The organism is Terrimonas alba (assembly GCF_042434975.1).
Lineage (GTDB): Bacteria > Bacteroidota > Bacteroidia > Chitinophagales > Chitinophagaceae > Terrimonas_B > Terrimonas_B alba.
In genome coordinates, this window is sequence record NZ_JBHMQM010000001.1 from 1135615 (window position 1) to 1149280 (window position 13666).

Here is a 13666-nt window from a genome sequence, read left to right on the forward strand (position 1 = left end):
CTGAAAGGAATGGCAGGCAAGCCTTCAGCATTTATAAGCTTACATTCAGGATTATCAGCCCGGGCATATCGATCCTGAAGATAGTTTTACTTAACTGAAATTTTTACCTTCTGGAAAATAGTACGGGATGAATTTCCTAATTGCAGAACATATTCACCAGCCTCTGTATTCCATCCTTTTTTTGATTCGTCATAAAATGCCAGATCAGCAACCTTCACCTGCATTTCAACTGTTTTTGTTTCGCCGGGTTTCAAAAATATTTTTTCAAAAGCCTTTAGTTCTTTTTCCGGACGTAATACAGAACAAACAGGATCGCTGACATATAATTGCGCAACTTCAGCTCCATAAGAGCTGCCTGTATTTTTGATGATAAACTTTGCATGGATGGTTTCATTTTTCCCATAGCTTGATTTATCCGTTGAAAAATTGCTTATGGAAAAACTAGTATAAGAAAGTCCATACCCAAATGGAAATTGCGGTTGAATTTTCTTTGTATCAAACCAGCGGTATCCTACCAGTATGTCTTCTTCGTAATTCACTTTTAAATCTCTGCCGGGAAAATTTCCAAGTGCATGCGCAGGCGATTGCTCCAAAGACACCGGCAGCGTAAATGGTAGTTTTCCGGAAGGATTTACTTGACCACTCAGCAGATCCGCCACTGCATTTCCTGCTTCCATTCCGCCAAACCACGACCATAAAATGGATGGCACCCGGTGAACAATGCCGGTCAATTTTACCGGGGAGCCGGCTATAATAACCACCACCGTATTGGGATTTGCTTTGGCCACTTCCTGCATCAAAATTTCCTGACCATATGGCAAATCCATATTTTGTTTGTCGGAAGATTCGGTGTCAAAATCATGATTCAATCCACCGAAAATGATCACCACATCTGATTGCCTTGCCACAGCAACTGCTTCATCAATCAGCTTCCAATCCACTTTGGTGGAACCGGACTGGCCGGAGTTGTTGCCCTCTTTGAATGAAGATTGCTTTTCGTATCCCTGTGCAAAATTTATTTTTACCGTGGCGCCAAACTTTTGCTGCATGGCTTGCAGAGGAGTTATTTCATACAAGGCCTTTATTTCAGAACTAAGCCCACCGTCGCAATGTTTGCGTGTGGCATTATCGCCAATAATGGCAATTGATTTTAGTTTACCAAAATTAAGTGGCAACAAGTTCCCCTTATTTTGTAACAACACTGCCGCTTCAGCAGCATCATTGTATGCAGCCTGCTGATGTTCTTTTGTATTCATCTTTCCTTTTTCACGAATTGCCTCATCAAACATTTTTGTCTTCATCATTACACGAAGCACATTCGCTACTTTTTCATCAACAACTGATACCGGCACTTTTCCTTCTTCCACTTCTTTAATTAATGGGTTGGCAAAATACCATTCATTGTAATCTTTTTTGTCTGTGCCCATTTCCAAATCAAGTCCTGTTAATGCTGCCTTCACCGTTGTATGAGCCGCAGCCCAATCGGTCATTAATACTCCTTTAAAACCAAACTCTTTGCGAAGTATCTGACGGTTGAGGTAATCATTTTCCGAGCACCAGTCGCCTCTGAATTTATTGTAAGCAGCCATCACCGTATAAGCGCCGCCTTCCATTACAGATGCTTTAAATCCCGGCAAATAAATTTCACGCAAAGCTCTTTCGCTCATCGTCACATCAACAGAATCGCGGTGTTCTTCCTGGTTATTAGCCAGCCAATGTTTTACGCTGGCGGCCACATCTTTTGTTTGCAATGCTTTGATATATGCCACCGACATTTTCGAAATCAAAAATGGATCTTCACTCATGTATTCGAAGTTTCTTCCGCAAAGTGGTGAGCGGATAATGTTGATGCCGGGACCTAATAAAATATCTTTTTTGCGAAAGCGGGCTTCTTCACCCAATACAAGTCCCCGCTCATAAGCAAGACGTGGATTCCAACTGGCAGCAAGTGCCGTGCCCGGAGGAAAACAGGTGGCGGAATCATTTGTCCAACCGGCATATGCCCAGTTATCCCGGTTGATTTCTGCACGAACGCCATGAGGCCCATCGCTCAAGGCCCATTCAGGAATGCCTAATCTTTTTATATCCGATACATAAAATTTGGAATTGGCGTGAAGCAGGCTCACTTTTTCCTGCAATGTCATCTGGCTGATAAGGCTGCGTATTTTTTGTTCTATAGCGTTGTCAGTTTTTGCAGACGGTTGCCCATAGGTTACACTTGACATTAAAAATAAAACCGCGGAAAAAAAAGTTTTCATTGTTCTGTTCATCTATTAATGTTTACTATTCTTTTGGTGAAAATTTGTTCAGTATAATTATTATCAGCTTCGGAAATCAATGTTCCGGATGCTATTCATTAAATAGTTCATGCATTACATTACTCCTCCACAATCAAGAGATCCCAGGGCTTCAGTACAAAGCTGTCGCCTTTTTCCAATGCTTTGTTGGTAAGTAAGTTTGAGCCCTTGTCAAAATTGTAAATCACGGATTGCTCCTTGTCTGAATAATTAAGATAATAACGAATGGTTTTTCCCTGGTCATTTGTTCCATACCTTATCACAACAGGATAAGGTATTTGGTTATCATTAATCAATCCTATTTCTTTTGCTTTATCAGAAACTAATTTTGATTGAATTTCGTCGGAAACCAACGAACCTTCATAAATAAAACTTCCTTTACCAAATTTATTTTCAGTGATAGCAGGATACTTTCCAAAGAAAGGATCGTCATAACTCGCTATTATTTTTGCAGTTTCAGGAATGATGAATTCAACCCAATCTGTCACTTTATTTTTTTCATTACCAACTTTGAATGGATCATCACGAAGAGACAGTGATTTTATTGTAGAAAATTCCTGGTAATAAAATCCCGCTGCTTTTCTTAATGGACCAGGTGCTTTTGTGTAGCGAACAACCGAGTTCTCGTCGCAAAATCCGCTTTTCACAGACATAATCACATGACCACCGTTTTCAACAAAGTCGGAAATCTTTTTGAGCAGAGCATCACTAGCTATATATAATGGCGGTACGAGTAAAATTTGATAACCACTGAAATCAGCATTTTCTGCCAATACAAAATCAACACCAAGGTTATTTCGAAAAGCCGCTCTGTGCATTTGCCTCATTACATCCAGGTGAGCATTTCCGTTTTTGAAAGGCATATAGCTTAATCCAAAATCTGATTCACGGCTGTAAAGCACGGCTACTTTGTTTTTGATCTTTAAGTTGACCAGTTTCGGTCCTATCTTCTGCAATTCACGTGCTGTCTGACTTACTTCATTATAAAAACGGTTTGGTTCCAAATCATGACCCAGCACTCCTTTCCAATAAGTTTCCTGTCCATAGTGATTGGAATGCCAGTGCCAATACGCCACCATGTTGGCACCACTTGCAATGTGCGAATAAACAAACAATCTTCCCTGCCCATCGAATGGAGGATATTGCCCTTTTGAATCCCATCCGATTGCTTGTGCATTAGTTTCTGTAATGATGTGATTTACCTTTTTTACACTGCGGTAAAAATCATCAGCCCACATCACGTCTTCACCGGTAACATCATTCTGGCTTCCGTGATAAACGTTTAATGCAGGCATGTCTAATTTTTTGCTGGCTGCGTATTGATCAAGACTGGTAAGCCAGGGCATGAAGCAATGAGTAATAAATTGATCCGGACGTTTGTATTCGCTAACAATATTGGCCTGCCAGGTAAGAAAATCTGCAGGCACTTTCTGGCCAAACCTATCCCATTCTAATTTATACGATGGATTGGTAGCGCTTTTTCTTATTGGAAATTCGTCCCATCCATTTAATCTCATGCCCCAATAATTCAATCCCCATAATTTGTTCAGTGAATCAGTGGTTTTGTATTTTTCCTTCATGTAGTCAACAAAGCTGCGGAAGTAATCCGGATTGGCAGCGCCGTAATTCGTGGTTTCATTATCCACCTGGTAACCTATGATGGCAGGATGTTTTGCATAATGTTCCAGCATTTTACGGATGATGCGTTCGCTGTAAAAAAGATAGGCGGCATTAGTGATATTGAAATTTTGCCTGATGCCATAGCTGCTTTTTGAACCATCAATCCTTTCTACAAAAACTTCAGGATGTTTTACGCCTAACCAGCCGGGAATGGAATAAGTAGGCGTACCCAATATCACTTTAATTCCTGCTTTATACATTTTGTCAATGATGCGGTCCATCCAGGCAAATTCAAAATGTCCTTCCTGCGGCTCAAACAAACCCCATGATGACTCACCAAGACGAACGACAGAGATACCCGCATCCTTCATCATCTGAATGTCTTTATCAAGTCGTTCATAAGGCATGTACTCATGGTAGTAGGCTACACCATAAAGTATGTTGTCGAATTTTCTTGGCTGGGCATTAATACATTTTATAACAAACAATAAAACGAAGACAGCAATTAGTTTTTTCATTATTGAAAATACAATGACTAAGAAATACAGGTTGTACAAATCATCAACTTAACAGTTTAGTGATCTTTTATTACTATGAAAGAATTTTTATCACATTCGCATACGTCAATTCATCAGAAGTTTTTTCAGGTAAAAAAACGATCAACCCGTTTTCATTTCTTTCAAATGTCAGCGTTTGCTTCGTTGGAACCCATTCTATTTTTTGGATTTCTTTCGTGAAGTGTTCGCTGTTCTTTGCCAGGCTTTTTATAATCAGCTTTCCATTCTCAGGCCAACCCATTGCAGTGGCATAAAGATGATCGCCTTTTGTTGCAAAGCGGATGTCTTCATGCGTAAATGCCTTTCCTTTCCCCTCATTAAATCCTGGTCCGTCCAACTTTGCAGTATTTTGTTGTGCGGGACCTTCGCCAAATATTTTCCATGGTCTTGTACCATAAATGCTTTCACTATTTATTTTCATCCATTGGCCAATTTGCTCCACTATCTTTCTTTCTTTTTCATCAATGCTGCCGTCGCCACGGACTGGGATGTTCAACATGAGGTTACCGTTCTTACTAACAATGTCAACTAAAGTTTGAATGACAGTTGCGGATGTTTTGTAGCTGTTGCGTTCATATAATCCACGATCGTAGTGCCAGCCACCAATGCAGGTATCTGTTTGCCAGGGCAGCGGTTGAATCTCGTTAGCTTGTCCTCTTTCTATGTCCCAAACCATCGCCTTACGTTGATTTTCATCCAAAATTTTTCCATTGATCACTGCACGAAGCTCTCCGTGTTCTTTAATGCTTTTATTGTACACGTGAGCAGCAATGCGCAGGCCTACATCACTCACAGGCCACAAGGGTAATTGCGAATCATCAAAATAAACCAGGTCAGGATCGTATTTGTTTATAAGATCGATTGTGCGGTTGTAAAATTTATTGCAATACTCTTTTGAAGGGGTAGTTATTATTCCTTCTTTCCACTCCCAGTTATATCCTTTACTTAATTCATGATTTTGTGCATACAGTTCCTGCGGATCAAGACCTTCCCACCATTTTCCTTTTCCATCTGCTTTGGTAAGTTTTCCATCGTAAGGCACACCTGCCAGTTCTCCCTTCTTGTCGGAAAGTTGAGCAGGTTCATACCACATCCAGGCATGAGATGCATGAACGCTTACACCAAATGGAAGCCCCTTATTTCTTGCTGCTTTTGCCCAACCTTTAATCAAATCTTTCTTCGGACCGATCTTAGTAGAGTTCCAGTGTTTTTGGTATTTACTATTGTATAAATCCAAATTGTCGTGGTGATTAGCCATTGCCATAAAATATTGTGCGCCTACTGATTTATACAGGCCCACTAATTCTTCCGGATTCCAGTTCTCCGCCTTCCATTCATGTATCACGTCTTTAAAACCAAATTTGGAAGGATGCCCATACTTCTTAAGATGATACAGGTAATGAGAAGAGCCTTCTTCATACATTCCTCTTGCATACCAGTCGCCGTGTTCGGGCTGGCATTGAGGTCCCCAATGTGCCCACATGCCAAACTTGGCATCGCGATACCATTCAGGCGTTTTATAGTTTTGTAAAGACTCCCATGTTGGTTTGAATGGGCCTTTCTGTATTGACTCGTTTAGATTATCATTCTCAATAAAATTATTGCCCAGCGCACGGGATAACCACAGTGAAGGCAAAGCGGCAGTCATTCCTTTGATTAATGTTCTTCTTTTCATTTGAATGGTGTTTCAATTATTTAAAATTACAGTTGGATTTTTTAAAATCCCTGCAGAATTTAATCGTCTGCATGATATTAAAAAGTAAAAAAGACGGGCACTATAGAAATAGGCCCGTGAAACGATTGCTAATAATACTGTGTGTATTAGTTAGACTGCTTGCTAAACTCACATTGAGACTCTTTTATTCATCGTATAAAATGAATTTTCAATTTTTTTCCAATAACTATTGGGCCCCCTGTATTAATGCATTTAATGTTCGTTGGTCCGTTACCGTATAATTGCTTCTGCTAATCATGCCGCCGGTATCCCACCAAAATGGTTTGAGCCCGTTAGCGATTTGCTGCTGTGTTACAAATGTTATCCAATGATCTACCGATGCCTGGTGTTTATCCATATCCAAAGGCGTTGTACGTCTGTAAGCACCATATTCACCTACAATAACCGGAATGCCATTATCCACAAATTTTGTTTTCATTTTTGGAAACTGCCCAAGAACAAAATCTTCCTCACCCCAGGTGGCATTACGGGAAGGCTCTATAGTAGAATGATTATTTTGTCCCCAATAGTAGAACATATTACCCCAGGGTGCATCTTCTGATAGTGCCGTAAACTGGAATGGCTCATAATAATGAACTTCCATCATCATACGATTAGGCGTAGGATCGGTGGGAAGTGTATTCATTAGATTGTTTGTGTGATCTATATTTGTCGAAGGCCCTTGCACAACAAGTGTTCTGTACGTATTACGGCCACCTGTCGACCTTACTGCATTCACAAAGGTTTGATGATAAGAAAGCAGCACACTCATTGAAGTGGCATCGCTTGCATTAGGCTCATTAGCACTGGCAAACATTAAATGTTCATCAAAGTCACGCATCTTGGTAGCAATTTGTTCCCAGAATGCTTTCTGTTTCGCATTTACTGAAGACTGTGAGCGGGTGGTAATATTGTTTTCCAGCCATCCACCATCCCAATGAATATTGAGAACAACGTACAGATCAGCATTAATACAATATTGCACCACCTGTTTTACCCTGTCAAGCCATGTGTCCTGAATCTTGGCGGTTGTTTGATTTGCATATTGGTTCCAGGAACAGGGAATGCGCACCGCAGTAAATCCGCTTTGCTTATACTTATCAATTAGTGCCTGGGTAACCTGGGGATTGCCCCACGCAGTTTCGCCTCCGATAGCTTCAAGGGTATTTCCAATATTGATTCCTAATTTGAATTTGGCAGCTAGTTGTACTGCAGTACTCGTCATACCAGAAGCATCAGGTGGTAGTGGATTCGTATTATAACTGGGATAGTTGGTTTTTCCTCCCCTGCCAGCCGTTCCGCTAATTGCCTGTTCTGATTCTGATTGTGCCTTCGATAAATTTTGCTGGTCTTTTTTACAAGAAAGAACTGTGCATGTTACTATGGCAAGTAACAACATCGTTAGATTTGTGTGTTTCATTGGCTTAATTTTAGAGTGATTATTGTTTTCAAATACAAAAGACTTTTTAGACTCAGCATTTTAATTCAATACATCTTTCCCTATTGCGCACCTGTATCAATGCATCCAATACCTGTTGATCAAGCACCGTATTGTTTTGCCTGTAAAAGATGCTGAAACCATGATTGATGATGGATACTTCATCCCAATAGAATGGAAGTAAGCCATGTGCTTTTGGAGGAACTACAGCATCCTTTCTATGGCAGGATGCAAAAGCCAAAACAGCAATAGGCAACCCTAAAAAATTATATCGCCTTTGTGTATTCATCTCATCTGCCTGCCTGTGTTTTTTCATTGGGTTAAAAAAACCTGCCGGGTGTATCAACTTTCGTTGAACACCCGCAGGTTGATTGCTGCTTTATGTGAGACTTGTATTCATTTTTCAAACACTTCTGGTATTAGCCACAGAATGTTAGTGCGTTTCGTAATACTCCTTTGTTATATAGTTATAGATAAGCCAATTATTAGGATCTTTTTTAGCAATAAGTTGCATTGTACTGTCAGTAAGAGTTTTGATTAGCATTTTTGCATTCCAGTTAGCAACCTGGCCGCCTTGTGCTTTGTCATGTAATACTTGAGCACCGATAGTTTGCAACTCCTTTGTAGCTGAGTACAACATAAATTTGCCTGTTCCCGAGAGGTCAGAAAACATTTTGTTATCGGAGCTAAAATTTGCATCACCTTTCAAATCAAAAGTCATAGTACCATAATTGCCTGCTGAAACGCCGGCCCAGGGTATATCTTTAAATGCGGGGGCCCATTCCCATCCTGTACCACCAAAGTAAAATGGCCCGGCAAAATATTTACTTACTCCGGCAGCATCCAGGTCAAGCACCCATGTTTTTGAGTTTCCCAATCCCCCTGTTAGTTGAATCCACATAGGATGACTTACTGTATTCTGGTCAATCGAATTGATCGTTACTGTTGCAGGGTCGGCATACACCAGACCACCACGGCTTTGAACAGCATATTCTATAGTATAAGTACCCGGAAAAGGAATGTTTACAGTATCCGTTAACTTAATCGAATACCCTGATGGCGATACCCAATAAGGCGTGGCATTAGGAGTAAGACTTTTAAGGACGATGTCATTGGGATTATTAGCGCTTGGAGCTACGGTAAATTTCAACGCAGATTTATCTAATGCGGGGCCAAGCTCTATCTTTTCGGGTCTGCAACCTGAAAACAAGGTGACTAACCCGCAAACTACTATTATGGAGTGAATTATCTTTTTCATGTTTACTATTTTTAATTAGTTAAAACAATTACCATCCTGCATTTTGTTTTAATACACCATTCGACAAAGTGATTTGCGAATTAGGTATTTGACACAAACCTTTTGTTTCAGTGATCTTCGATGCAGAAATAGTCTTTACCGTAGCCACGCCACCATTTTCAAGAGTGACTGTTTCAGCAATAGTTGATGCAGCTACGCTTATTCCCTGGCGAAGCAGATCCCAGTAACGCATTCCTTCACCTGCAAACTCCAATCTTCTTTCATTCATAATATTTGCCTGGTTTACGGGCATTTGAACGAAATTGGTTCCATAAGCTCTCTTGCGTACATCATCGAAATATTGCTGAGCATTTGGTGAACCTAATTCGGCTGCCATCAATAAAACATCGGCATAGCGGATGGAAACATAATCCTGGAATTGGCTAATCATAAAGCTGACGCCGCCCATCTTCTCAGCAAGACTTACACCTGCTGCATCGGCCATTGGAGTGTACTTCTTTGTGTAATATCCCGTGTACTCTCGTTGATCTTTTTTGTTTTTGAAATCGAGATTTTCTCCATCAATTGAAATAATAGAAGCATTCCTTCTTGTGTCATTTGCACTGTATGCATTCCAAAGTTTTGGATTCACAGTAGCGCCTCCCCAACCTAATCCGTAAGGGTAAATGGCCTGCACACGAATGCCCATCATTACCATCCAGTGATTGCCATCAACATTACCATTCCAATCGCTGGTATAGGTATACCTTATGCTAAAGACAGTTTCCTTGTTGTTCTCACCAACATAATTATTAAGCGAAGCGGCAGGCCACAGTTTGGCAAAATCGTCAACAAGGCCAAAACCTCCGTTAGTTATTACATCTTCGAGAGCCGCCAATGCTTCTGCTTTGGAAACAACACCAACTAAGTCAGGCTTACCATAATAACCGGTATAATACAGAAATACACGGCCTATCAATGCTTCGGCTGCCCACTTGGTAATCCTTCCAAAATTTGCAGGAGCCTGGGCAGTATAGCTGGTGGCAGGAAGATTAGCAGCAGCAAATTTCAAATCTTCAGCGATTAACTTATATACTTCATCCGGATTTGCCTGCGGTACATTTTCAGTTGTTGGAGCTGTTACCAATGGAATATTGCCCCAAACTCTAACCATATCAAAATACAGGTATGCACGTATAAACCTTGCTTCTGATTCATAAACTTTACGCAGGTCATCATTGCCTTTCCAATCCACCTGGTCAAGATTTTTCAGCAGCATATTAGCACGATAAATGGCCTTGTAATAAACATTCCAATTATCACCAAACATATCCTGGTCGGAAGGTGAACGAAGCTTATCAAACTCGTCCATCATTTGAAAACCAAACCCGTCTGCATTTCCTGTAGCGCCAAATGCATTATCTGACATAACCTCCGTGGCAACAACAGCTAATCCGAAGCCGGATGAACCGGCACGTTGCAATCCATCATACACACCTACTAATGCTTTGAATGCATCCGATTGTGTTTTATAAAAATTTTGCTCTGTCGCACTCGTTACATCTTCTGTATCGAGAAAACTTTTTTTGCAAGACACCAGCGATAACAGAGCGATCACTGGAATATATAATTTTAAATTTTTCATCTTACTGTCATTTTTGATTAAAAGCGAATGTTTGCACCTACCAGTATTGTTCTTGGTCTTGGATAATAACCCACATCTACTCCTGTAGAGAAACCTTCATTGTGCCCTATTTCAGGATCCATTCCGCTGTACTTAGTAAATGTGAAAGCATTTAATACAGAAGCGTATAGTCTGACTTTGCTCAAATAATTTTTCTTTACAATGCGGGCAAAATCATACCCCAGTGTAATTGTGTTGATACGAAGGAAGCTCCCATCATACACGTACAGATCAGAGAACTGCGCAAAGTTGGTTCCTTCCTCGGTTACTCTCGGAATCCGGTTGGATGATCCGGGACCAGTCCAGCGTTCCAGGATCTCAGCAGAATAATTGCCTCGTCCACCCGGGCCTTTCCATGATTGAACCAATTCATTGCCTGCTACACCTGATCCCTGCACCATGAAGTCAAAGCCTTTATAATCAAGTGATACATTAAAGCCAAAAATGAAATCAGGATTTGGGTTACCAATCATTGTTCTGTCCTCATTACCAATTACACCATCTCCGTTCATATCAACATAACGAACATCTCCGGGTTTTGCTTCAGGTTGAATAAGAGTGCCGGTTTTGCTTTTGTAAGAATTAATCTCTTCTTCAGTTTGGAAAATACCGGCTGTTTTCAATCCCCAGAAATACCCAACTGGGAAACCATTTTGTGCCCTGTAGAATTCACCGGCATTGGCAAAAATAACATTGGTATTACCGTGAATGATGTGATCATTGGTAGGAATGTTGCCAATTTTGTTTTTGTTATATGAACCATTGACGCCAACCGAATAATTAAAGTTTCTGCCGATGGTATTGCGATAGTTCAGAGACAATTCAACACCCGTATTCTTTACATCACCGCCGTTGATCAATGGGGCATCAGCACCTGCAGTTGCAAGAATTGGCGCTGTAATTAACCAGTCTTTTGTCTTCTTAATATAATAGTCGAAAGTAACATTCAATCTCTTTATCACTGTAGCATCAAAGCCAATATTGGTTTGCTCCGAAGTTTCCCATTTCACTCTGGGATTGGCCAAACGATTGGGATAAGCACCCGGCGTATTGGCGCCTTCGGTATTTCCAAAAACATACCCTGCCTGGCTAAAACTGATAGGAGCCAAAAATTGGTAAGCAGGAACGCTTTGATTACCTACACGACCCCAGCTTCCGCGAAGCTTAAAGAAACTTAACCATGAAATGTTCTGCATGAAGTTTTCCCTTGAAGCGATCCATCCTGCAGAAACGGAAGGAAAATAACCCCAGCGATGATCAGGTGCAAATTTTGAAGAACCATCAGCACGGAAGGTAGCATTGAATAAATATTTTTCCTGGAAATTATATTGCAGCCTTCCAAAATAAGAAAGCAATGCGTCTTCAAAAGGTCCGCCGCTGGCAGAAAGATGATCGGATTCCGGCGCCCTGTTTTGGGCAATATCGAGATAAGCATGGTCTATATCCGCAACACGTAAATCCCAGTTGCTTCCAGAAAGGCCGGAGCCTTTTGTATTGATGGCAGTAGTACCAGCCATCACACTGAAGCTGTGATCCTTTGCTACTCTGAAATCATAGCTTAATGTATTGTCAAACTGAAGGGTTCTGCCGCTGCCCATTGACTGAAAAACTGTCGATGTATCACGCATGGAGAAGATGGAAAGATGATACACAGGGCTAAAACCGTGGCTCTTATTACTCCAGTAATTCAGTCCAAGGCTTGAACGGAACTTCAAACCTTTAATAGGCTCAATTTGCATAAATACATCGCCAAACAAACCATGACTGTTGTTTCTATTGTTGGAGTTGTAATACATGTTTGCATAAGGATTGGCGGTAGCATTATCCCATGCAGCACCAGGATCTCCAGGAAACCATCCTACCCTGTCTGCGGGGAAGAACTCTCCTGCAGAATCGTACATAGGCAGGAAAGGACTTGCACTAAAGGCGCCACGCAAAGTATTGTTGTACTGGCCTCCTGTCTGAATACCACGACTGTTTACATTGTTGAATGTAAGATGCTGGCCAACCTTAACGATATTATTGTATAAATTATGTTCAGAGTTTAATTTGAAAGTATATCGCTCATAATCGGAAATATCGGAGCCGCCAACAATTCCTCCCTGGCTGGTGTAACCTAAAGTTGTTGAATAAATAGAGCCTGCGCTTCCACCCTGAATACCCAGAACATAGTTTTGCGTAGGTACATCCTTCTTAAACATTTGATCCATCCAGTTGGTGTTAACCGGCAAATTATTAATGACATCGTTGGTGAAATATGGAGCCTTACCTGAATTAACAGCCTGCTCATTCATGATGATCGCATACTCCTTTGCATTGAGCAACTGGGCTTTCCTTGCAACGTTTTGAATGCCGTAAAAACCATCCAAAGTAATTTGTGCTTTTTGATTTTGCCTTCCGGTTCTTGTAGTAACAAGAATAACTCCGTTAGCAGCCTGCGAACCATAGATGGCCGCAGAAGCAGCATCTTTTAAAACATCGATGGATTCAATATCGGCAGGGTTAATCGAATTTATATCAACTCCCTGCACTCCGTCAACAACAACCAATGGCCCAAAATTGCCAATGGTTCCTTTACCCCGGATGACAATATTAAATCCTGAACCAGGCTGTCCCGAAGAGGATGTGATTTGCACACCGGGCGCCTGACCCTGTAAGGCATGCAGAGCAGTGGTAGTGTTTTGCTTTTGAAGATCCTCCCCTTTTACCTGCAAATTGGCGCCGGTTACTAATTTTTTCTTTTGAGTACCGTAACCTATTACCACTACATTTTCCATAGTGTTGTCGGCTTCCTGCAACTGAACCCTTATCTCGCCGGAACCAACTTTTACTTCCTGCGAAGTGAATCCAACAGATGTGATGACGAGTGTCTCGCCGGTTGAGGCATCAATAGTAAACTTGCCGGCAATGTCTGCACTGGCAGAACGACTGGTGTTTTTTACATTAACCGTTGCTCCTGCCACAGGGTCGGCAGTGCGTTGATTGATGATTGTACCACTGACCTTTGCTGTTTGCCCATAAGCATTTTTGCTTACGAGAAAGACCGCAAAGATACCCCACAGCAGCACTAACGTTAAGCGAATCGTTTTGGTAGATTTCATATTTGTGTTGTTTAACTT

General features: G+C 41.2%; 8 protein-coding genes. All 8 read right to left on the minus strand.

The annotated features are described in order from the left end of the window. Positions 1-86: 86 nt before the first annotated feature. The 8 genes from ACFEL9_RS04425 to ACFEL9_RS04460 all read right to left on the minus strand — a co-directional run bounded on the left by ACFEL9_RS04425 (position 87) and on the right by ACFEL9_RS04460 (position 13648). A complete protein-coding gene (locus tag ACFEL9_RS04425; RefSeq protein WP_385886476.1) occupies positions 87-2270 on the minus strand; it encodes a glycoside hydrolase family 3 C-terminal domain-containing protein in 2184 nt (727 codons plus the stop codon). Positions 2271-2377: 107 nt separating this feature from the next. Continuing rightward, positions 2378-4435: a beta-galactosidase gene (locus ACFEL9_RS04430; protein WP_385886478.1), complete on the minus strand. Its 2058-nt coding sequence runs from the start codon at positions 4433-4435 to the stop codon at positions 2378-2380. A 73-nt stretch (positions 4436-4508) separates the two neighbouring features. Further along, the gene (locus ACFEL9_RS04435) at positions 4509-6149 is read right to left on the minus strand and encodes an alpha-L-fucosidase (protein ID WP_385886480.1); all 1641 of its coding nucleotides are present in this window, start codon (positions 6147-6149) and stop codon (positions 4509-4511) included. Positions 6150-6375: 226 nt separating this feature from the next. Continuing rightward, positions 6376-7608, minus strand: a complete 1233-nt coding sequence (locus ACFEL9_RS04440; RefSeq protein ID WP_385886481.1) for a glycoside hydrolase family 5 protein — start codon at positions 7606-7608, stop codon at positions 6376-6378. A gap of 52 nt (positions 7609-7660) precedes the next feature. Continuing rightward, positions 7661-7942, minus strand: a complete 282-nt coding sequence (locus tag ACFEL9_RS04445; protein WP_385886483.1) for a hypothetical protein — start codon at positions 7940-7942, stop codon at positions 7661-7663. Between the two features lie 117 nt (positions 7943-8059). After that, entirely contained in the window at positions 8060-8884 is an 825-nt protein-coding gene (locus ACFEL9_RS04450; RefSeq protein WP_385886485.1) for a hypothetical protein, read from the minus strand. 28 nt (positions 8885-8912) lie between these two features. Beyond that, the gene (locus tag ACFEL9_RS04455) at positions 8913-10508 is read right to left on the minus strand and encodes a RagB/SusD family nutrient uptake outer membrane protein (protein ID WP_385886487.1); all 1596 of its coding nucleotides are present in this window, start codon (positions 10506-10508) and stop codon (positions 8913-8915) included. 17 nt (positions 10509-10525) lie between these two features. Next, the gene (locus ACFEL9_RS04460) at positions 10526-13648 is read right to left on the minus strand and encodes a SusC/RagA family TonB-linked outer membrane protein (protein ID WP_385886489.1); all 3123 of its coding nucleotides are present in this window, start codon (positions 13646-13648) and stop codon (positions 10526-10528) included. Positions 13649-13666: the final 18 nt, after the last annotated feature.

What these genes read in the sequence shown, in the direction of transcription:
- ACFEL9_RS04425 (WP_385886476.1), bottom strand. Translation starts at nt 2,270, where the DNA reads ATGAACAGAACAATGAAAACTTTTTTTTCCGCGGTTTTATTTTTAATG.
- ACFEL9_RS04430 (WP_385886478.1), bottom strand. Translation starts at nt 4,435, where the DNA reads ATGAAAAAACTAATTGCTGTCTTCGTTTTATTGTTTGTTATAAAATGT.
- ACFEL9_RS04435 (WP_385886480.1), bottom strand. Translation starts at nt 6,149, where the DNA reads ATGAAAAGAAGAACATTAATCAAAGGAATGACTGCCGCTTTGCCTTCA.
- ACFEL9_RS04440 (WP_385886481.1), bottom strand. Translation starts at nt 7,608, where the DNA reads ATGAAACACACAAATCTAACGATGTTGTTACTTGCCATAGTAACATGC.
- ACFEL9_RS04445 (WP_385886483.1), bottom strand. Translation starts at nt 7,942, where the DNA reads ATGAAAAAACACAGGCAGGCAGATGAGATGAATACACAAAGGCGATAT.
- ACFEL9_RS04450 (WP_385886485.1), bottom strand. Translation starts at nt 8,884, where the DNA reads ATGAAAAAGATAATTCACTCCATAATAGTAGTTTGCGGGTTAGTCACC.
- ACFEL9_RS04455 (WP_385886487.1), bottom strand. Translation starts at nt 10,508, where the DNA reads ATGAAAAATTTAAAATTATATATTCCAGTGATCGCTCTGTTATCGCTG.
- ACFEL9_RS04460 (WP_385886489.1), bottom strand. Translation starts at nt 13,648, where the DNA reads ATGAAATCTACCAAAACGATTCGCTTAACGTTAGTGCTGCTGTGGGGT.